The organism is Pseudomonas sp. SLFW, from assembly GCF_009905615.1.
Classification (GTDB): domain Bacteria; phylum Pseudomonadota; class Gammaproteobacteria; order Pseudomonadales; family Pseudomonadaceae; genus Aquipseudomonas; species Aquipseudomonas bambusae.
Map to the genome: position 1 here is coordinate 466,103 of NZ_JAAAKW010000001.1, position 20,064 is coordinate 486,166.

General features: G+C 59.1%; 18 protein-coding genes. 7 read left to right on the forward strand and 11 right to left on the reverse strand.

What is annotated here, in order from left to right; translation table 11 throughout:
* The 10 genes from GVN17_RS01930 to rpsB form a co-directional block, all read right to left on the reverse strand.
* The gene (locus GVN17_RS01930; protein ID WP_166593536.1) at positions 1-504 is read right to left on the reverse strand and encodes an OmpH family outer membrane protein; all 504 of its coding nucleotides are present in this window, start codon (positions 502-504) and stop codon (positions 1-3) included.
* 46 nt (positions 505-550) lie between these two features.
* A complete protein-coding gene (gene bamA / locus GVN17_RS01935) occupies positions 551-2,938 on the reverse strand; it encodes an outer membrane protein assembly factor BamA (RefSeq protein WP_166593537.1) in 2,388 nt (795 codons plus the stop codon).
* Positions 2,939-3,012: 74 nt separating this feature from the next.
* The gene (gene rseP, locus GVN17_RS01940; RefSeq protein ID WP_166593538.1) at positions 3,013-4,365 is read right to left on the reverse strand and encodes a sigma E protease regulator RseP; all 1,353 of its coding nucleotides are present in this window, start codon (positions 4,363-4,365) and stop codon (positions 3,013-3,015) included.
* A gap of 93 nt (positions 4,366-4,458) precedes the next feature.
* Positions 4,459-5,649 (reverse strand): 1-deoxy-D-xylulose-5-phosphate reductoisomerase, encoded by a 1,191-nt coding sequence (gene ispC, locus GVN17_RS01945; RefSeq protein WP_166593539.1) that lies wholly within the window; start codon positions 5,647-5,649, stop codon positions 4,459-4,461.
* A complete protein-coding gene (locus tag GVN17_RS01950) occupies positions 5,646-6,464 on the reverse strand; it encodes a phosphatidate cytidylyltransferase (RefSeq protein ID WP_166593540.1) in 819 nt (272 codons plus the stop codon). The genes ispC and GVN17_RS01950 overlap by 4 nt, the downstream gene beginning before the upstream one ends.
* Positions 6,464-7,219 carry a polyprenyl diphosphate synthase gene (uppS, locus tag GVN17_RS01955; protein WP_166593541.1) on the reverse strand — a complete coding sequence of 252 codons (756 nt, stop codon included), beginning with the start codon at positions 7,217-7,219 and terminating at the stop codon, positions 6,464-6,466. Before uppS ends, GVN17_RS01950 begins: the two co-directional genes overlap by 1 nt.
* A 16-nt stretch (positions 7,220-7,235) precedes the next feature.
* Positions 7,236-7,793 (reverse strand): ribosome recycling factor, encoded by a 558-nt coding sequence (gene frr / locus GVN17_RS01960; RefSeq protein WP_166593542.1) that lies wholly within the window; start codon positions 7,791-7,793, stop codon positions 7,236-7,238.
* Positions 7,790-8,533, reverse strand: coding sequence for a UMP kinase (gene pyrH / locus GVN17_RS01965; RefSeq protein ID WP_019692086.1), 744 nt, complete (start codon positions 8,531-8,533; stop codon positions 7,790-7,792). Before pyrH ends, frr begins: the two co-directional genes overlap by 4 nt.
* Positions 8,534-8,726: 193 nt before the next feature.
* Complete coding sequence (gene tsf, locus GVN17_RS01970) at positions 8,727-9,590, reverse strand: translation elongation factor Ts (RefSeq protein ID WP_166593543.1); 864 nt, start codon at positions 9,588-9,590, stop codon at positions 8,727-8,729.
* A gap of 182 nt (positions 9,591-9,772) precedes the next feature.
* Positions 9,773-10,507 carry a 30S ribosomal protein S2 gene (gene rpsB / locus GVN17_RS01975; protein WP_166593544.1) on the reverse strand — a complete coding sequence of 245 codons (735 nt, stop codon included), beginning with the start codon at positions 10,505-10,507 and terminating at the stop codon, positions 9,773-9,775.
* A gap of 338 nt (positions 10,508-10,845) precedes the next feature.
* Between rpsB and map the strand changes: the two genes are divergently transcribed.
* From map to GVN17_RS02010, 7 genes are all read left to right on the forward strand, one after another.
* Positions 10,846-11,628: a type I methionyl aminopeptidase gene (gene map / locus GVN17_RS01980; RefSeq protein WP_166593545.1), complete on the forward strand. Its 783-nt coding sequence runs from the start codon at positions 10,846-10,848 to the stop codon at positions 11,626-11,628.
* A 37-nt stretch (positions 11,629-11,665) separates the two neighbouring features.
* Positions 11,666-14,365: a [protein-PII] uridylyltransferase gene (locus GVN17_RS01985; protein ID WP_166593546.1), complete on the forward strand. Its 2,700-nt coding sequence runs from the start codon at positions 11,666-11,668 to the stop codon at positions 14,363-14,365.
* Between the two features lie 77 nt (positions 14,366-14,442).
* The gene (gene dapC / locus GVN17_RS01990) at positions 14,443-15,639 is read left to right on the forward strand and encodes a succinyldiaminopimelate transaminase (protein ID WP_166593547.1); all 1,197 of its coding nucleotides are present in this window, start codon (positions 14,443-14,445) and stop codon (positions 15,637-15,639) included.
* Between the two features lie 250 nt (positions 15,640-15,889).
* A complete protein-coding gene (locus tag GVN17_RS01995; RefSeq protein WP_166593548.1) occupies positions 15,890-16,246 on the forward strand; it encodes an ArsC family reductase in 357 nt (118 codons plus the stop codon).
* Positions 16,247-16,276: 30 nt separating this feature from the next.
* Positions 16,277-17,311, forward strand: coding sequence for a 2,3,4,5-tetrahydropyridine-2,6-dicarboxylate N-succinyltransferase (dapD, locus tag GVN17_RS02000; RefSeq protein ID WP_166593549.1), 1,035 nt, complete (start codon positions 16,277-16,279; stop codon positions 17,309-17,311).
* 114 nt (positions 17,312-17,425) lie between these two features.
* Positions 17,426-18,631, forward strand: coding sequence for an aminotransferase class V-fold PLP-dependent enzyme (locus GVN17_RS02005; RefSeq protein WP_166593550.1), 1,206 nt, complete (start codon positions 17,426-17,428; stop codon positions 18,629-18,631).
* Positions 18,628-19,032, forward strand: coding sequence for a SufE family protein (locus tag GVN17_RS02010; protein WP_166593551.1), 405 nt, complete (start codon positions 18,628-18,630; stop codon positions 19,030-19,032). The genes GVN17_RS02005 and GVN17_RS02010 overlap by 4 nt, the downstream gene beginning before the upstream one ends.
* Positions 19,033-19,175: 143 nt before the next feature.
* Here GVN17_RS02010 and tcdA read toward each other — a convergent pair whose 3' ends face one another.
* Complete coding sequence (gene tcdA, locus GVN17_RS02015) at positions 19,176-20,000, reverse strand: tRNA cyclic N6-threonylcarbamoyladenosine(37) synthase TcdA (RefSeq protein WP_166593552.1); 825 nt, start codon at positions 19,998-20,000, stop codon at positions 19,176-19,178.
* Positions 20,001-20,064: the final 64 nt, after the last annotated feature.

Below are 20,064 nucleotides of genomic sequence, written 5' to 3' on the forward strand. Positions count from 1 at the left end.
TTACTTCAGCTGGTTCATGCGCTCGATGACCTGGCGAGTGACGTCGTACTGTGGCTTGACGTCAATCACGGCACCGCGCTCGAACACCAGGTCGTAACCGCCTTTCTTGATCACTTCTTCAACAGCCGAGTCCAGCTTTGGCTTCAGTTGCTTGAGCATGTCACGGTCAGCGACGGCTTTGGCTTCGTTCAGCTCCTTGGACTGGAACTGGAAGTCACGGGCTTTCTGCTTGAAGTCCAGTTCCAGCTTCTCGCGCTCAGGCTGGGCCATCTTGTCGCCACCGGCGACCAGACGGTCCTGGATGCCTTTAGCGCTGCTTTCCAGGGCTTTGAGCTTGGTCAGTTGCGGGCCGAATTTCTTTTCAGCGTCGACTGCATACTTCTTGGCAGCATCCGACTCAAGCAGCGCCATCTGATAGTTCAGAACAGCGATCTTCATGTCTGCGAATGCCGGGCCGGCGACCAGTACGGTTGCCAGCAGTGCCAATTGGGTCAACTTACGCACGTTGTAACTCCTACAGAATCCGTTGTCGTGATCAGTGATCAGACCCTTAGAAGGTCTGACCGAGAGAGAATTGGAACACCTGGGTTTCGGTGTTGTCGTCTGGCTTCTTGATCGGCATCGCCAGCGCGAAGCTCAATGGGCCCAGAGCGGTAACCCAGGTCACGCCGACACCGACCGAACTGGCCAGACCGGAAAGATCAGGGCCGTTACATTCAATTTTTTCCCCGCTAAGGGTGGTCTTGGCATTGTCGCAGTTCGTGTTGAACACGTTACCCACATCCCAGAAAAGCGAAGTGCGAAGCGAACGTTGATCTTTGATGAACGGCAGTGGGAACAGAATCTCGGCGCCACCGGTAATCAAGACGTTACCACCGAACGGTAGCGGATCTTGGTCCGGATCTGCCAGCGTGCCCGGTTTACCACCGTTGACTGCGCCCCGACTCGGCGTACTACGAGGACCCAAGGTGCTGTCCTTGAAGCCACGAACCGAGTTGAAACCACCCGCGTAGTAGTTCTCGTAGAAGGGCAGACCGGAAGTCGAACCGTAGCCGTCACCGTAACCCAACTCCGAGTGCAGACGCAGCGTGGTGTTGGTGGTGATCGGATGGAACAACTGACCACGGTAATCAAGCTTGTAGAACGACAGGTCGCTGCCCGGGATCGTGGTTTCCAGCGTCAGGCTCTGGGAATGACCACGGGTCGGCAGTGTGCCTTTGTTCAGGGTCGATTCGGACCAGCCCACGGAAGCCTTGAAGTTGGTGAAATTGTCGCCTTCTTTCTCTAGGAAGTCGAAAATCTCGTCAACGGTATAGGTACCGGTGTTGATCTCATCACGCTGGACCGTCAGGCCGAAGTTCAGACGCGAGGTTTCGCTAATCGGGTAGCCCATGTTGATACCGGCACCCAGGCTGTCTACCGAGTAGCTCGCCACGTCGACATCGAGGTCGTCGTAGTTGGTCTTGCGGTAGAACGCGCTGTAACCCAGGCTCACACCGTCCGGCGTGAAATACGGGTCGACGTAGCTGAAGTTGTAGCGGGTCTGGTATTCACTTTTGGTCAGGCCAATGCTGACCTTGTTACCGGTACCCAGGAAGTTGTTCTGGCTGATCGAACCACCCAGAATCAGACCCGCGCTCTGCGCGAAGCCCACACTGGCGGTGATCGAACCCGACGCCTGCTCTTCCACGGCGTAGTTCACGTCAACCTGATCGTCAGTGCCCGGCACTGCAGGGGTCTCGACGTTAACTTCCTTGAAGAAGCCCAGCCGGTCCAGACGGGTCTTGGACTGGTCGATCAGGTAAGTGGAAGCCCAACCGCCTTCCATCTGACGCATTTCGCGACGCAGTACATCGTCCGCTGTCTTCGTGTTGCCACGGAAGTTGATGCGGTTCACGTAAGCCCGTTTGCCTGGATCGACGGCGAACGTGATGTCCACGGTGTGGTCTTCATCATTCGGGGTAGGCACGCCGTTAACGTTGGCGAAGGTATAGCCCTCGTTACCCAGACGACGGGTGATCAGCTCGGACGTGGTGGTCATCACCTTGCGGGAGAACACCTGACCTGGCTTGACCAGCAGCAGCGACTTCACCTGATCTTCAGGCACTTTGAGGTCACCGTTCAGCTTGACCGACTTGACGCTGTACTTCTCGCCTTCATGAATGTTGACGGTGATGTACACGCTTTTCTTGTCAGGGGTGATCGACACCTGAGTCGAGGCGATATCCATGTTGATATAGCCGCGGTCGAGGTAGTAGGAACGCAGACGCTCCAGGTCACCGGACAGCTTTTCACGGGCGTACTTGTCGTCGTTCTTGAAGAACGACAGCCAGTTGGTGGTCTTCAGCTCGAAGAGGTCGGTCAGGTCTTCTTCTTTGAAAACGGAGTTGCCGACGACGTTGATGTGCTGGATCGCGGCAACGGCGCCTTCATTGATGTTGATCTTCAGGCCGACGCGGTTGCGCGGCTGGGAAACGACTTCAGTGGCGACTTCTGCCGAGTAACGGCCTTGAGCCACGTACTGACGCTGCAGTTCGTTACGGACACCTTCGAGTGTCGCACGCTGGAAGATTTCGCCTTCGGCCAGACCCGACTGTTTGAGGCCCTTCATCAAGTCTTCGGTGGTGATCGCCTTGTTGCCTTCGATCTCGATGCTCGCAACCGACGGGCGCTCAACCACGGAGATGACCAGAACGTTACCGTCACGGCCCAACTGGATGTCCTGGAAGAACCCGGTTTTGAACAACGCACGCGTGGCGTCGACCAGACGTGCGTCATCGGCCTGTTCACCCACGTTCAACGGCAACGCGCCAAAGACACTGCCGGCGGACACCCGCTGCAGGCCGTTGACACGGATATCGGAGATAGTGAAGGACTCGGCGTGAACTTCGGCGATCATCAGTACGGCAAGAACCGCAGTTAGCAGCAGACGTTTCATGAAGTCCTTTCTTATTCCAACTGGCAATAAACAAACTGCCGCAAAATGCGGCAGATTCACAATTCGGCGTAGCTTTACAGTCGTCCCAGATCGTTGACCAGTGCGAGCAACATGACTCCAACCACCAGACTTATCCCGATCTGAACCCCCCAACCCTGCACCTTTTCCGACAGTGGGCGACCACGCGCCCACTCGATCAGATAAAACAGCAAGTGCCCCCCGTCCAACACTGGAATGGGTAGCAAATTGAGAACCCCCAGGCTTATGCTCAGATAAGCAAGGAAATTCAAGAAGTCACCTACACCTGACTGGGCCGAAGCGCCCGCCACTTTAGCAATGGTTATCGGTCCGCTCAAGTTTTTTACCGAGAGCTCGCCGAACAACATTTTCCTCAGCGAATCGAGCGTCAATACGCTCATGGTCCACGTGCGCCGCGCCCCCTCTGCGACGGCGGCCACAGGCCCGTAGCTCACCTCGCGCAGCATTTCCGGTGGCCAATCGATGCCTTTTACCCCGGCGCCGAGGTAACCCGTCGCCGTCTTGCTTTCGCCACGAGCGACCAAGGTGACCGGGACGTCGATTCTCGCATTGTCTCGCTCGACACTCAGCAAAATCCGGGTATCAGGACGGACACGAACCCAGTCCACAACTTGCTGCCACTCGTTGACGGGCTGGCCGTCCAGCGCCAACAGGCGGTCACCGGTTTTCAGACCAGCGGCCTGGGCCGGACCGGCAGGATCGAGCTCAGCCAGCACTGGCGGCAATGCCGGGCGCCATGGACGAATACCCAGCGAACGGATCGGGTCTGGCTCGTCCGCACCCTTGAGCCAGTTATCCAGCGCCAGCGTACGGGGAGTATCGACGTCAGAACCCTGGTCACGGACCTTCAGGGCAATGGTCCCGCTTTCGCCAAGACGACGGACCAGCTGAAGATTCACAGCTGACCAGCCGGTCGTGGCTTCGCCATCAACGGATACAATTTCCTGCCCGGAGACCAATCCGGCCTTCTCAGCGATGCTACCCGCTTCGACGCCGCCGATGACCGGACGCACTTGCTGGCTGCCCAGCATCGCCAGCACCCAGAAAAAGACGATGGCCAGTAAAAAGTTGGCGACCGGACCCGCGATGACAATAGCGATCCGCTGATAAACGGTCTTGCGGTTGAACGATTGGTCGACCAGCTCCGGAGGCACTTCGCCCTCCCGCTCGTCGAGCATCTTCACGTAGCCGCCCAACGGAATGGCGGCAACAACGTATTCGGTGCCCTTGCGGTCATGCCAACGCAAGAGCGGCATGCCGAAGCCGACGGAAAACCGCAGCACCTTGACACCACAACGCCGCGCCACCCAGAAGTGGCCAAATTCGTGAAAAGTCACCAGCACGCCCAGGGCAACCAGGGTGCCGACAATCATATAAAGCGCACTCATCGCTGTTCTCCGGATACCGGTTTGGCGTTGCAGGCGGGCATCCGGGGACAGCCCACCCACGTCGATGAACCCGTGTCACTTGGCCAATATGGCTTATCGGTCATTACGTTTCAGCCACTGCCCGGCCAGCGCTCGCGCCCTGGCATCGACGTCAAACACAGTTTCAAGCTCGCTCACCGCAATCACCGGTTCGAGGTTCAAGACCTCGTCGATCATACTCGCGATTTCCGGAAAGCGAATGCGCCGGTCAAGAAACGCCGCAACGGCCACTTCGTTCACCGCGTTCAGGACCGCAGGGGCGCTGTCGCCGACTTCCGCAGCTTGCCGTGCGAGACGCAAGCAAGGGAAGCGCACTTCATCCGGCGCCTGGAAGTCCAGTCGCCCTATGCTGAAGAGATCAAGCGGTGCAACGCCCGAATCGATACGCTCCGGCCACGCCAGTGCATGCGCAATCGGCGTACGCATGTCTGGGTTGCCGAGTTGAGCCAGTACCGAGCCGTCCACGTAATCCACCATCGAATGGATCACGCTTTGAGGGTGAATCACCACTTCGATACGAGCCGGTGCAGTGTCGAACAACCAGCAGGCCTCGATCAGTTCGAGCCCTTTGTTCATCATGCTGGCGGAATCAACGGAAATTTTGCGCCCCATCGACCAGTTCGGGTGCGCGCAGGCCTGCTCGGGTGACACATGCTCCAGCTCCGGCAGCGGCGTTTCGCGAAAAGGCCCACCCGAAGCCGTCAACAAGATCCGACGCACGCCGACCGAATCCAGACCGTTGCCATAATGGCCTGGCAAACACTGAAAAATCGCGTTGTGCTCGCTGTCGAGAGGCAGCAAGACGGTGCCGCTGCGCCGAACCGCCTGCATGAACAAGGCACCCGACATGACCAGCGCTTCTTTGTTGGCCAGCAGCACTTTCTTGCCCGCCTCGACCGCCGCCAGTGTCGGACGCAAGCCAGCGGCACCGACAATGGCGGCCAGCACAGTATCCACCTCGGGGTGAGCCGATACTTCGCACAGCCCCCCCTCCCCTACCAACACGCGTGTGTCGAGACCGGCGGCACGCAGATCGTCCTGCAATTGTCGGGCTGCCGCGACTGTCGGCACCACCGCGAACTGCGGGACATGACGGACGCACAGTGCAAGCAACTCCGCCAGACGGCTGAACCCGGTCAGGGCAAAGACCTTGTAGCGCGCCGGGTGTCGTGCGATGACATCGAGGGTGCTAAGCCCCACCGAGCCAGTCGCCCCGAGAACCGTGATGTGTTGGAGCCGGCTCACATCAGACCCCAGTCTTTGGCGGCCCAGAGCAACAGGGCGAACACCGGAATCGCGGCGGTCAGGCTGTCGATCCGGTCCAGCACACCGCCATGACCCGGCAAGAGATTACTGCTGTCCTTGACCCCGGATTTACGCTTGAACATGCTCTCGGTCAGATCGCCCACGACGGACACCAGCACGATAATCGCGGCGCACACCAGCGAAAAAACAATCTCGGACACCTGCCAACCGCGGTTCACACCGACGATCAACGTAATCAGCAAACAGGCTGCCAGGCCGCCATACAAACCTTCCCAGCTTTTGCCCGGACTGACCTTCGGCGCCAGCTTGCGCTTGCCGAATGCCTTGCCCGAGAAATAGGCACCGATGTCGGCGCCCCACACCAGCACCATGACCGAGAGAATCAGCCAGTTGCCCATCGGGGCGAGCTTGATGAGGATCAGACCCTGCCATGCCGGCAGGAGAATCAACAGACCAATCACCAGCTTGTACGCCACGCTGGACCAGTGCTCGCTGGACTCTGGATACGTCAGCACCAGCCACGTCGCGACCAGCCACCAGATCAGTGCTGCGACCAGCACCCAAGGCGCCAGTCCAGGCAAGAGGTACAAGAGAAACAACAGCACCGCGACCACGGCGGCATAGCCCACGCGAATCGACTGAGTTTCGAAACCCGCGAGACGGGCCCACTCCCAGGCGCCCAGTACGACCACCGCGCCGATGAACAGCGCAAAACTGCCACCTTCCAGAAGGAAAAAGCCGCACAGCGCCAAGGGCGCAAGAATCAGCGCTGTAATGATTCGTTGTTTGAGCATTAAGCACGGGCTCCAGCTTCTACCTGCTCGCTGGTTTTCCCGAAGCGGCGTTGGCGCGAAGCGAAATCGGCCAGCGCATCGCGCATGGCTTCGTGTTTGAAGTCCGGCCAGAACAGGTCGGAGAAGTACAGCTCGGCGTACGCCAGCTGCCAAAGCAAGAAATTACTGATGCGGTGTTCGCCACCGGTACGGATGCACAGGTCCGGCAATGGCAAGTCACCGGTGGCCAGGCACGTCTGCAGGAGTTCGGGCGTAATGTCGTCCGGGCGCAAATGCCCGGCCTGCACTTCACGGGCCAGACGCTGAGCCGCCTGCGCGATGTCCCACTGGCCGCCATAGTTCGCGGCGATTTGCAGGACAAAGCGGGTGTTGCCGGCGGTTTTCGCTTCGGCCTCGCGAATCGCAGCCTGAAGCTCAGGATGGAAACGTGCACGGTCACCAATGATGCGCAGACTGATACCGTTCTCGTTCAGGCGCTTGGTCTCACGACGCAACGCCGTGAAGAACAACTCCATCAACGCGCCGACCTCTTCGGCCGGCCGCTGCCAGTTTTCACTGGAGAACGCGAAAAGCGTCAGCACCTCGACCTTGGCCTCGGCACACACTTCGATCACCGCACGGACAGCGTCCACGCCAGCCTTGTGACCCGCCACACCCGGCAACAGACGCTTTTTAGCCCAGCGATTGTTCCCATCCATGATGATCGCGACATGACGCGGCACCGATGACGGCACAGCCAGCTTTGTCTTTTCCATGAAAGCTTCCTGACCCTTATACGGCCATCAGGTCTTTTTCTTTCTCTTCAGTGGCTTTTGTGATCTGAGCCTCGAAGTCCTTGATCAGCTTGTCGATCTCGGCCGTGCCACGACGCTCTTCGTCTTCGCTGATTTCCTTGTCCTTGACCAGCTTTTTCAGATCGCCCAATGCGTCACGGCGAATGTTACGCACAGCAACACGAGCATCTTCGGCTGCACTGCGCGCCTGCTTGGTGAAGCCTTTCCGTGTTTCTTCCGTCAGGGCGGGCATGGAAATCAGCAGCAGCTCACCGAGGTTGGTCGGGTTGAGGTTCAAGCCTGCACTCTGAATCGCCTTATCGACCGCCGCGAGCATGTTGCGCTCAAACGCCACGACCTGGAGGGTACGGGAATCCTTGACCGTGACGTTGGCAACACCGCTCAACGGGGTATCGGTGCCGTAGTACGGAACCATCACGTTACCCAGGATGCTTGGGTGTGCCTTGCCGGTACGAATCTGGCCAAACGCGTGGTTCAGGGATTCGATGGATTTTTGCATGCGCTCTTGAGCGTCTTTTTTGATTTCGTTGATCATTGTTCGCCTTCCTCGATCAAAGTTCCTTCCGCGCCGCCATGCACGATATTCAGCAGGGCGCCGGGTTTGTTCATATTAAAGACACGCAGCGGCATCTTGTGGTCACGGCACAGGCAGATGGCCGTCAAGTCCATTACGCCCAGCTTGCGATCCAGCACTTCATCGTAAGTCAGATGATCGAACTTCTCGGCATGCGGGTCTTTGAATGGATCGGCAGTGTACACACCATCGACCTTGGTTGCCTTCAACACCACATCGGCGTCAATTTCGATCGCGCGCAGGCACGCTGCCGAATCGGTGGTGAAGAACGGGTTGCCAGTACCTGCGGCGAAGATCACCACTTCTTTGGCGTTGAGGTGACGCATTGCCTTGCGGCGATCGTAGTGATCGGTCACACCCACCATGGAGATGGCCGACATCACGATGGCGGAAATATTGGCGCGCTCCAGCGCATCACGCATGGCCAAGGCGTTCATCACAGTGGCCAGCATGCCCATGTGATCACCCGTGACCCGATCCATGCCAGCCGCGCTAAGCGCCGCACCACGGAACAGGTTGCCACCACCGATGACCAGACCGACCTGAACACCGATTCCTACCAGCTGACCCACTTCAAGCGCCATGCGATCCAGCACTTTGGGGTCGATACCGAACTCTTCGGACCCCATCAGGGCCTCGCCGCTAAGCTTGAGTAGAATGCGTTTATAGCGAGCTTGATAACCACTGCCCTGCTGAGCCATTGCGAATCTCTCCTGCGGCGTTTAAAAAAAATCTGCGGCCATTTTCAGCCTGCGGTAACTCTAGGCTACTTCGTCAGGAATTCGCAGCCTCATGAGCCACGCACCCTGGAAAAATAAATTCCTCCTGCCGTTTTGACAAAGAGGCTGCGCGCGTGAGCGGGCAGCCTCTTTGGTCGACAGTTGGAGAACCGTCTTATTGCTTGCTGGCAGCTACTTGAGCAGCGACTTCTTCAGCGAAGTTGTCGACTGGCTTCTCGATGCCTTCGCCCACTTTGAAGTAGGTGAACGAAACGATTTCAGCGCCGGCTTTCTTGGCCAGTTCACCGACCTTGACTTCCGGGTTCTTGACGAACGCTTGCTCAACCAGGCTGGCTTCAGCCAGGAACTTGGTGATGCGGCCCTGAACCATTTTGTCAGCGATCTCGGCAGGCTTGCCTTTGATCTTGTCTTCGTTCAGTTGCAGGAAGACACTCTTCTCGCGCTCGATCGCTTCGGCCGAAACGTCGGAAGGCAGCAGGAACTCAGGGTTGCTGGCAGCAACGTGCATCGCGATGTCTTTGGCCAGCTCGGCGTCGCCGCCTTTCAGCGCTACAACCACACCGATTTTGTTGCCGTGCAGGTACGAGCCCAGTACGTCACCTTCAACACGCGCCAGACGACGGATGTTGACGTTTTCGCCGACTTTGGCAACCAGAGCGGTACGCTCGGTTTCCTGAGCTTCGATCAGTTGCTCAACGGTCAGTTCTGGCTGGTCGAAAGCCTTGTTGACACTGACGGCGACGAAGTTTTTGAAGTCGTCTTGCAGCGCCAGGAAGTCGGTCTGCGAGTTCACTTCGATCAGGACAGCGCGCTTGCCGTTGTCCTTGATTGCGATAGCGCCTTCAGCAGCGACGTTACCTGCTTTCTTGGCTGCCTTGATTGCGCCCGAAGCACGCATATCGTCGATGGCTTTTTCGATGTCGCCGCCAGCCTTGGTCAAGGCTTTTTTGCAGTCCATCATGCCTTCGCCAGTGCGCTCGCGCAGTTCTTTGACCAACGCTGCAGTAATCTCTGCCATTTCAAAATCCTCTTGGATAGGTCTTCAACCATTCCACCCGCCATGCGGGCGTCAAATTCTTGAAAAGCCATGGTGACAGCTGCGCATGACAACTAAGTCGGTGGCAACGCCAGATGGTTTTCGAGGTGGCAAAAAGGGGGCCGAGCCCCCTTTTTGCGTACCGAGTAGACGCTAAGCGTCAGTTACTCGGCAGCAGTTGCCGCTTCTTCAGCGTAAACTTCGGTGCCGCCAGAAACGTTGTTACGACCACGGATGACAGCGTCAGCCATCGAACCCATGTACAGCTGAATGGCGCGAATGGCGTCATCGTTACCTGGGATGATGTAGTCAACGCCTTCCGGGCTGCTGTTGGTATCGACAACGCCGATGACCGGGATACCCAGCTTGTTGGCTTCGGTGATCGCGATGCGCTCGTGGTCAACGTCGATGACGAACAGTGCGTCAGGCAGACCGCCCATGTCCTTGATACCACCCAGGCTGCGGTCCAGCTTTTCCAGATCGCGAGTGCGCATCAGCGCCTCTTTCTTGGTCAGCTTGGCGAAAGTACCGTCTTCAGCCTGAACTTCCAGCTCGCGCAGACGCTTGATGGAGGCACGGATGGTTTTGAAGTTGGTCAGCATGCCGCCCAACCAGCGGTGGTCGACGAACGGCGAACCGCAACGTGCTGCTTCTTCAGCAACGATCTTGCCAGCGGAACGCTTGGTGCCGACGAACAGAATCTTGTTTTTGCCCTGGGCCAGACGCTCTACGAAGGTCAGTGCCTCGTTGAACATAGGCAGGGTTTTTTCAAGGTTGATGATGTGAATCTTGTTACGCGCGCCGAAAATGTATTTACCCATTTTCGGGTTCCAGTAACGGGTTTGGTGACCGAAGTGCACACCGGCCTTCAGCATATCGCGCATGTTGACTTGGGACATGATAGTTCCTTGATAAGTCGGGTTAGGCCTCCACGTATCCCAATGACCAACCAACGGCATGTACCGAGGGCACCCAGGTCATCGTGTCGACACGTGTGTGGGTTTGGGCTTTCGGGGCGGACCCCGTAAAGCGGCGCATTTTATATCACAAAAGTCTGCATAACGGAACCCGGAATAAGATCCTGTTTTCTCGACGCTTTTGCCCGGACAGCCCTGCCGTCTACCGGCCCTGCCAGCCTTTATATAAGGAAGCGATGATAACCCGCTTGGCATCGGTCTGGTAGAATCGCGTTTTTTCCGTGTTTTGCTGCGGCCCCGCCGCGCCGAGAGAGCCTTGTATGACCGTTACCATCAAAACCCCCGAAGACATCGAAAAGATGCGCGTCGCCGGTCGTCTGGCGGCAGACGTTCTGGAAATGATCGGGGCCTACGTCAAGCCCGGCGTCACCACTGACGAGCTGGACCGCATCTGCCACGACTACATCGTCAACGAGCAAAAAGCGATCCCTGCGCCGCTGAACTACAAGGGTTTCCCCAAATCCATCTGCACCTCGATCAACCATGTTGTCTGCCATGGCATTCCCAACGAGAAGCCGCTGAAGGAAGGCGACGTGTTGAACATCGACGTGACCGTGATCAAAGACGGTTACCACGGCGACACCAGCAAGATGTTCCACGTTGGCAAAGTGCCAGAGTGGGCCGAGCGCCTGTCGAAGATCACCCAGGAATGCATGTATAAAGGCATCGAGCTGGTCAAACCGGGCGCGCACCTGGGCGACATCGGTGAAGTGATCCAGAAACACGCTGAAAAGAACGGTTTCTCCGTCGTAAAGGAATATTGCGGCCATGGCATCGGCAAGGTGTTCCATGAAGAACCGCAAGTGCTGCACTACGGCAAGGCGGGCACCGGCATGGAACTCAAGGAAGGCATGACCTTCACCATCGAGCCGATGATCAATCAGGGCAAGGCTGATACCCGTTTGCTGGGCGACGGCTGGACCGCCATCACCAAGGACCGCAAGCTGTCGGCGCAGTGGGAGCACACCATTCTGGTCACCGCGACCGGGTATGAAATCTTCACGTTGCGCAGCGACGACACCATCGCCCGCACCTCCGCCTGATCACCCCGTGCGATATAGATAGAAGGAAAGCAGTTCGATGCCGCAGGTGGACCCAGATTTGTTCGATCGTGGCCAGTTTCAGGCCGAACTGGCGTTGAAAGCGAGCCCCATCGCCGCCTTCAAAAAGGCTATCCGTCAGGCCCGCGAGGTACTGGACGAACGCTTCAAGTCGGGCCGGGAAATTCGTCGGTTGATCGAGGACCGGGCCTGGTTCGTCGACAACATCCTGCAGCAGGCCTGGGAACAGTTCGACTGGAGCGAGGATGCCGACATTGCACTCCTCGCCGTCGGTGGCTATGGGCGCGGCGAACTGCATCCTTATTCGGACATCGACCTGCTGATCCTGCTGGACAGCGCCGATCACGAAGTTTTCCGCGACTCCATCGAGCGTTTTCTGACGCTGCTGTGGGACATTGGCCTTGAGGTTGGCCAGAGCGTGCGCTCGGTCGATGAGTGCGCCACCGAGGCCCTCGCGGACCTGACGGTGATCACCAACCTGATGGAAAGCCGGACGATTGCAGGCCCGGAGCATTTACGCCAGCGCATGCTGGAAGTCACCAGTACGAGCAAAATGTGGCCAAGCAAAGAGTTTTTCCTGGCCAAGCGCGCCGAGCAGAAAGCCCGTCATCACAAATACTTCGACACCGAATACAACCTGGAGCCGAACGTCAAAGGCTCCCCGGGTGGCCTGCGCGACATCCAGACCATTCTGTGGGTAGCCCGTCGTCAATATGGCACGCTGAATCTTCACGCCTTGGCGGACCAGGGCTTCCTGCTGGAAAGCGAACACGCGTTGCTCGCCGCCTCCCAGGAGTTTCTGTGGAAAGTGCGCTATGCCTTGCACATGCTGGCGGGCCGTTCCGAAGACCGCCTGCTGTTCGATTACCAGACCAGCATCGCCCGTTTGCTGGGCTATCAGGACAACGACGCGAAACTGGCCATCGAACGCTTCATGCAGAAGTATTACCGCGTGGTCATGAGCATCGCGCAATTGAGCGATCTGATCATTCAGCACTTCGAGGAGGTGATCCTGTCGGACGACGCCAACACCGTCACCGAATCGATCAACTCGCGCTTCCAATTGCACGATGGCTACATCGAAGCGACCCATCCGAATGTCTTCAAACGCACGCCGTTCGCGATTCTGGAGATCTTCGTGTTGATGGCTCAGCGCCCGGAAATCAAGGGCGTGCGTGCCGATACCATTCGCCTGCTGCGCGAACACCGGCACCTGATCAACGACGACTTCCGCAACGATATCCGCAACACCAGCCTGTTTATCGAGCTGTTCAAATGCGAGATCGGCATTCACCGCAACCTGCGCCGGATGAACCGTTACGGCATTCTCGGGCTGTACCTGCCGGAGTTCGGCCACATCGTCGGGCAAATGCAACACGATTTGTTCCACATCTACACCGTCGATGCGCACACCCTGAACCTGATCAAGCATCTGCGTAAGCTCCAATACACGCAGGTGTCGGAGAAATTCCCGCTGGCCAGCAAGCTCATGGCCAAGCTGCCGAAACCCGAGCTGATCTACCTCGCAGGCTTGTACCACGACATCGGCAAGGGCCGCGGCGGCGATCACTCAGAACTGGGGGCGGTGGATGCCGAGGCGTTCGGCATCCGTCACCATCTGCCGAACTGGGACACCCAACTGATCGTCTGGCTGGTGCAGAACCATCTCGTGATGTCGACCACAGCCCAGCGCAAGGACCTCTCCGACCCGCAAGTCATTCACGACTTTGCGCAGTTCGTCGGCGACGAAGTGCATCTGGATTATCTCTATGTGCTGACCATCGCTGACATCAATGCCACCAACCCGACGCTCTGGAACTCGTGGCGCGCCAGCCTGTTGCGCCAGCTGTACACCGAGACCAAGCGCGCCCTCAAGCGCGGGCTGGAAAACCCGGTCGACCGCGAAGAGCAGATCCGTCGTACCCAAAGCGCGGCGCTGGACATTCTCGTGCGCAACGGCACCGATCCGGACGACGTCGAGCAACTGTGGTCGCAACTGGGCGATGACTACTTCCTGCGCCACACCGCAGGCGATGTGGCCTGGCACAGCGATGCGATCCTTCAGCAACCGGCCGACGGTGGCCCTTTGGTACTGATCAAGGAAACCACCCAGCGCGAATTCGAAGGCGGCACCCAGATCTTCATTTACGCACCGGATCAGCACGACTTCTTCGCGGTAACCGTGGCGGCGATGGACCAGCTGAACCTGAACATTCACGACGCCCGCGTCATCACGTCGACCAGCCAGTTCACCCTCGACACCTATATCGTGCTCGACAGCGACGGCGGCTCGATCGGTGAAAACCCTGAACGCATCAAAGCGATTCGTGAAGGTTTGACCGAGGCCCTGCGCAACCCGGACGACTATCCGACGATCATCAAGCGTCGCGTGCCACGCCAGCTCAAGCATTTCGCATTCGCGCCCGTGGTGACGATTTCCAACGATGCGCAGCGACCGGTGACCGTGCTAGAGCTCAGCGCGCCAGACCGTCCGGGGTTGCTGGCACGGCTGGGCAAGATCTTTCTGGAGTTCGACCTGTCGCTGCAAAACGCCAAGATTGCAACCTTGGGCGAGCGCGTGGAGGACGTGTTCTTCCTCACCGACGAGAACAACCAGCCGCTGTCTGACCCGCAACTGTGCAGCCGTTTGCAAGATGCCATCGTCACGCAACTCAGCGTCAATCCCGAACCCACCAGCGGGTTGCGCATCAGCATCTGAATCGACACCTTTTTCTGGCTATTCAACGGCGCCCGCCCCCGACGGGCTGGCGCCCCGCTTCCTGAGACCGATTGCCCATGAACAACGCTTTGCAACAGCTCCAGCCTTACCCGTTCGAAAAGCTCCGCGCGCTGCTGGGTACCGTGACGCCGAACCCGGACAAGCGGCCAATCGCCCTGTCCATCGGCGAGCCGAAGCATACTTCGCCTGCGTTCGTCGCCAAGGCACTGGCCGACAACCTCGACCAGATGGCTGTTTACCCGACGACAGCGGGCATTCCAGCCCTACGCGAAGCCATCGCTCACTGGTGCGAACGCCGTTTCAGCGTTCCGCAGGGCTGGCTGGATGCGGGCAAGCACGTGCTACCGGTCAACGGCACCCGTGAGGCACTGTTCGCTTTCACCCAAACCGTGGTCAATCGCAGCGATGACGGACTGGTCATCAGCCCGAACCCGTTCTATCAGATTTACGAAGGTGCTGCGTTCCTGGCCGGGGCCAAGCCGCATTACCTGCCGTGCCTGGTCGAACACGGCTTCAACCCCGATTTTGACGCTGTGCCTGCGGACATCTGGAAGCGTTGCCAGATCCTGTTCCTGTGCTCGCCGGGCAACCCGACTGGCGCGCTGATCCCGGTGGACACGCTGAAAAAGCTGATCGCGCTGGCCGACGAACACGACTTCGTGATCGCTGCTGACGAATGCTACAGCGAGCTGTATTTCGATGAAGACACCCCGCCGCCGGGCCTGCTGACCGCCTGCGCCGAACTCGGCCGCCAGGACTTCAAGCGTTGCGTCGTGTTCCACAGCCTGTCCAAGCGGTCGAACCTGCCGGGCCTGCGCTCGGGCTTCGTCGCCGGTGACGCCGACATCCTCAAGGACTTCCTGCTCTACCGCACCTACCACGGCTGCGCCATGCCGGTTCAGACCCAGCTTGCCAGCATCGCGGCCTGGAACGATGAAGAACACGTACGGGCTAACCGCAACCTGTACCGCGAGAAGTACGATGCGGTGCTGGAAATCCTGTCCCCGGTGATGGACGTGCAGCGCCCGGATGGCAGTTTCTACCTATGGCCAAACGTCGGCGGCGACGACGCGCAATTCTGCCGTGACCTGTTCGAAGCCGAACACGTGACGGTGGTACCGGGCTCTTATCTGTCGCGGGATGTGGACGGGTTCAACCCCGGCGCAGGCCGTGTGCGCATGGCACTGGTCGCGCCGTTGGCTGAGTGCGTCGAGGCAGCTGAGCGGATTCGCGATTTCGTGACGCGCCGCTGATCGCCGTGCTGTGACGTCAATGAAGGTCGGCGGGACATCTGGCTGACCTTTTGATCGGTGCCGCCCGCAATGCGGCATCGAAGTGCCATATATTTCGTTTACGCTGACGCCTCCAATCAGCGCGTTGCGAGTGTCCACAGAAAAATACCCGTCGAAACACACAAAGCCTCGCCAAGCCGCGCCCAACCGGTGTGTACGTGGCATAATCCGTCACCGTTTTTTTCAATCGTCCCAAAGAGGGGGCAAGCTCATGGCTGACAAACAGTTGCACCTGTACGGGATCAAGGCCTGCGACACCATGAAAAAGGCGCGCACCTGGCTCGATGAAAAATCGGTGAACTACGATTTCCACGACTACAAGACGCTGGGCATCGACCGTGATCACCTGACTCAGTGGTGCAACGAGCACGGCTGGCAGACGGTGTTGAATCGCGCCGGCACGACCTTTCGCAAACTGGACGACTCGCAAAAAGCCGACATCGACCAGAACAAGGCGATCGAACTGATGCTCGCGCAACCGTCGATGATCAAACGCCCGGTGCTCGATCTTGGCGACAAGACCCTGATTGGCTTCAAACCCGAACTGTACGCAGCGGCTATCGCCTGATTGAGATAGCCCCACATTAGAGGTATCCCCATGTCCACTTCCCTGTTCAGCCTGGCCTTCGGCGTCGGCACTCAAAATCGTCAAGGCACCTGGCTGGAAGTCTTCTACGCCCTGCCTCTGCTCAACCCGTCGGCTGAAATCGTTGCCGCCGTGGCGCCAATCCTGGGTTACACCGGTGGCAATCAGGCCATCGCTTTCAACACCGATCTGGCCTCCAAGCTGGCGGATGCGCTGAAATCGGTCGACGCCGCTCAAGCCGCGCTGCTGACCCGTCTGGCCGAGAGCCACAAGCCGCTGGTCGCCACGGTACTGGCTGAAGACGCCGCACTGACTTCCACGCCTGAGGCTTACCTCAAGCTGCACCTGCTGTCCCATCGTCTGGTCAAGCCACACGGCCTGAGCCTGGCAGGCGTGTTCCCGCTGCTGCCGAACGTAGCGTGGACCAGCCAGGGCGCCATCGACCTGGGCGAACTGCCCCAGCGTCAACTGGAAGCCCGTCTGAAAGGCGAGTTGCTGGAAGTGTTCTCCGTCGACAAATTCCCGAAAATGACCGACTACGTCGTGCCGGCTGGCGTGCGCATCGCTGACACCGCACGCGTGCGTCTGGGGGCTTACATCGGCGAAGGCACCACCGTGATGCACGAAGGCTTCGTCAACTTCAACGGCGGCACCGAAGGCCCGGGCATGATCGAAGGCCGTGTGTCGGCTGGCGTATTCGTCGGCAAGGGTTCGGACCTGGGCGGAGGTTGCTCCACCATGGGCACCCTGTCCGGTGGCGGCAACATCATCATCAAGGTCGGTGAAGGCTGCCTGATCGGCGCCAACGCCGGTATCGGCATTCCGCTGGGCGACCGCAACACCGTGGAAGCCGGTCTTTACATCACCGCGGGCACCAAGGTCGCGTTGCTGGATGAGAAAAACGAGCTGGTCAAGGTTCTCAAGGCCCGTGACCTGGCGGGTCAACCTGATCTGCTGTTCCGTCGCAACTCGCAAACCGGCGCCGTGGAATGCAAATCCCACAAGTCGGCCATCGAGCTGAACGAAGCGCTGCACGCTCACAACTGATCGACTGTGCAAGCGCTTTCATTCGCGATCCGGTATGTCTGACGACCCAACGCCGTCGTCTGACATACTCTTTCGCGAATGAATTCGCTCCTACAGGACAGAGAGCCAATTCCCATGTCCCTCATTTCTCCCTGGCGCGCTGACTTTCCTGCTCTCGACGCCCTCGAACGGCAAGGCCAGACCTATCTGGACAGCGCCGCCACCGCACAGAAGCCCCAAGCCCTGATCGACGCGCTGGCCCATTACTACGCCAATGGAGCGGCCAACGTGCACCGTGCGCAGCACCTTCCGGGCGCGATGGCGACTCAGGCATTCGAGGACACCCGCCGCAAGGCTGCCGAATGGCTGAACGTCGGTTCATCCGGGCACATCGTGTTCACCCACGGCGCCACCTCAGCGTTCAACCTGCTGGCGTATGGGCTCGAACATCTGTTTCAGCCGGGCGATGAACTCGTCATCAGTGCGCTGGAACACCACGCCAATCTCTTACCGTGGCAGCAGTTGGCGAAACGCCGAGACCTGAAACTGATCGTGCTGCCACTGACCGCTCAGGGCGTGATCGACCTCGACGCCGCTGCCTCGTTGATCAATACCCGCACGCGGTTGCTCGCCGTCAGCCAGCTCTCCAATGTGCTGGGAACCTGGCAGCCTGTGGCCGAACTGGTCGCACTGGCCAAGGCGCAGGGTGCGCTGACGGTCATCGACGGCGCTCAAGGGGTCGTGCACGGTCGTCACGATGTCCAGGCGCTGAACTGTGACTTTTATGTGTTTTCCAGCCACAAGCTGTATGGCCCGGACGGCGTCGGTGTGCTGTTTGGCCAGCATCAGGCCTTGGCGCAATTGCAGCATTGGCAGTTTGGCGGCGAGATGGTGCTGCAAGCGGGCTATCAGGATGCAACGTTCCGCCCGGCTCCCTTAGGGTTTGAAGCGGGTACGCCACCGATTTCCGGCATCATCGGGTTGGGCGCCACTCTCGATTATTTGAACGATGTCAATCAGGTCGCTGCGGCTGAACACGAAGCCCGTCTGCACGAACTGCTGCGCGCCGGACTGATGTTGCGCGAAGGTGTTCGGCTGGTAGGCAATCCACACGTGGCGTTGGTCAGCTTCGTGGTCGAGGGCGTGCACAACGCCGACCTCGCGCATCTGCTGACCGAGCAAGGCATCGCGGTGCGTGCAGGCCATCATTGTGCGATCCCGCTGATCAGCAGCCTTGGCCTGTCAGGCGCGATTCGCGTGTCGCTGGCGCTGTACAACGACTCCGAGGACTTGGAGCGTTTCTTCAACGCGCTGGATCAGGCGCTGGAGGTGTTGCGATGAACCTGCCCGAAGACGCGCAAACGGCACTGAACACCTTCAACGGCTCATTGAGCTGGGAGCAACGCGCTCGCCTGCTGATGCAATGGGGTGAGCGTCTGCCCCTTCTGGCTGACAACGAGAAAACCGACGAACGCCTGGTCGATGGTTGCGAGAGCAAGGTCTGGCTGCTGGGCGAGGTGATCGACGGTCACTGGCAGTTTCGCGCGGCCAGCGATGCCCGGTTGATTCGCGGGTTGGTGGCGTTGCTGCTCGCACGGGTCAATGGGTTGTCGGCGGTCGAATTGCAGCACGTCGACTTGAACGACTGGTTCAATCACCTGGGCTTGAGCCGCCAGCTCTCCCCTTCGCGCAGCAATGGGCTGAATGCCGTGTTGCAGAAGATGCGGCGGTTGGCGGGCTGAATACGACGCCGCCCCTGTGGGAGCGAATTCATTCGCGAGAAGCGGGTTCAGGCGACAGATATCTATCGTCAGAAATGGCCTTTCGCGAATGAATTCGCTCCCACAGGGGTGGCGGCGTTGCGACAAACAGATGCCATGGGCAATCAGGACTGCGCCGCTTCCTTCGCCTTGGCCCGCTCCGATGGGCGACGCATGCCCGCCACGATTTTCTCCACTGCCTTGGTGGCCGCCACCATGCCAAACGTCGCGGTGACCATCATCACTGCGCCGAACCCGCCTGCGCAGTCGAGTTTCACGCCATCGCCCACAAAGCTCTTCTGCAAACAGATGCTCCCGTCCGGTTTCGGGTAGCGCAGTTGCTCGGTGGAGAACACGCACGGCACGCTGTAATGACGGGTCACGGTGCGGGAAAAGCCGTAGTCGCGGCGCAGGGTCGATCGCACTTTCGAGGCGAGCGGGTCGTTGTAGGTGCGGTTGAGGTCGCAGACCTGGATCAATGTCGGGTCAATCTGCCCGCCTGCGCCGCCAGTGGTGATGATCTGGATCTTGCGACGCTTGCACCAGGCAATCAGCGCGGCCTTGGCGTTGACGCTGTCGATGCAGTCCAGCACGCAGTCGATGTCGGGCGTGATGTATTCGGCCATGGTCTCGCGGGTGACGAAGTCGGCCACGGCATGCACCACGCAATCAGGGTTGATCTCACGGATGCGGTCGGCCATGACATCGACTTTGGAACGACCGATGGTGCTGCTCAGGGCATGGAGCTGACGGTTGCTGTTGCTGACGCAGACGTCGTCCAGATCGAACAGCGAAATTTCGCCCACACCACAACGGGCCATGGCTTCCGCCGCCCAGGAACCCACGCCGCCAATGCCGACCACCGCCACATGGGCCGCGCGCAAACGCTCAAGGCCTTCAATGCCGTAGAGACGGGCGACGCCAGCAAACCGCGGATCTTCTGTGCTCATGACCAATACCCCAAAAAACCGGCGCGCATTATAGGCCGTGCGTGAAATTGGGACAGCTGTTTGG

What these genes read in the sequence shown, in the direction of transcription:
- bamA (WP_166593537.1), bottom strand. Translation starts at nt 2,938, where the DNA reads ATGAAACGTCTGCTGCTAACTGCGGTTCTTGCCGTACTGATGATCGCC.
- rseP (WP_166593538.1), bottom strand. Translation starts at nt 4,365, where the DNA reads ATGAGTGCGCTTTATATGATTGTCGGCACCCTGGTTGCCCTGGGCGTG.
- GVN17_RS01950 (WP_166593540.1), bottom strand. Translation starts at nt 6,464, where the DNA reads ATGCTCAAACAACGAATCATTACAGCGCTGATTCTTGCGCCCTTGGCG.
- uppS (WP_166593541.1), bottom strand. Translation starts at nt 7,219, where the DNA reads ATGGAAAAGACAAAGCTGGCTGTGCCGTCATCGGTGCCGCGTCATGTC.
- frr (WP_166593542.1), bottom strand. Translation starts at nt 7,793, where the DNA reads ATGATCAACGAAATCAAAAAAGACGCTCAAGAGCGCATGCAAAAATCC.
- pyrH (WP_019692086.1), bottom strand. Translation starts at nt 8,533, where the DNA reads ATGGCTCAGCAGGGCAGTGGTTATCAAGCTCGCTATAAACGCATTCTA.
- tsf (WP_166593543.1), bottom strand. Translation starts at nt 9,590, where the DNA reads ATGGCAGAGATTACTGCAGCGTTGGTCAAAGAACTGCGCGAGCGCACT.
- rpsB (WP_166593544.1), bottom strand. Translation starts at nt 10,507, where the DNA reads ATGTCCCAAGTCAACATGCGCGATATGCTGAAGGCCGGTGTGCACTTC.
- map (WP_166593545.1), top strand. Translation starts at nt 10,846, where the DNA reads ATGACCGTTACCATCAAAACCCCCGAAGACATCGAAAAGATGCGCGTC.
- GVN17_RS01985 (WP_166593546.1), top strand. Translation starts at nt 11,666, where the DNA reads ATGCCGCAGGTGGACCCAGATTTGTTCGATCGTGGCCAGTTTCAGGCC.
- dapC (WP_166593547.1), top strand. Translation starts at nt 14,443, where the DNA reads ATGAACAACGCTTTGCAACAGCTCCAGCCTTACCCGTTCGAAAAGCTC.
- GVN17_RS01995 (WP_166593548.1), top strand. Translation starts at nt 15,890, where the DNA reads ATGGCTGACAAACAGTTGCACCTGTACGGGATCAAGGCCTGCGACACC.
- dapD (WP_166593549.1), top strand. Translation starts at nt 16,277, where the DNA reads ATGTCCACTTCCCTGTTCAGCCTGGCCTTCGGCGTCGGCACTCAAAAT.
- GVN17_RS02005 (WP_166593550.1), top strand. Translation starts at nt 17,426, where the DNA reads ATGTCCCTCATTTCTCCCTGGCGCGCTGACTTTCCTGCTCTCGACGCC.
- GVN17_RS02010 (WP_166593551.1), top strand. Translation starts at nt 18,628, where the DNA reads ATGAACCTGCCCGAAGACGCGCAAACGGCACTGAACACCTTCAACGGC.
- tcdA (WP_166593552.1), bottom strand. Translation starts at nt 20,000, where the DNA reads ATGAGCACAGAAGATCCGCGGTTTGCTGGCGTCGCCCGTCTCTACGGC.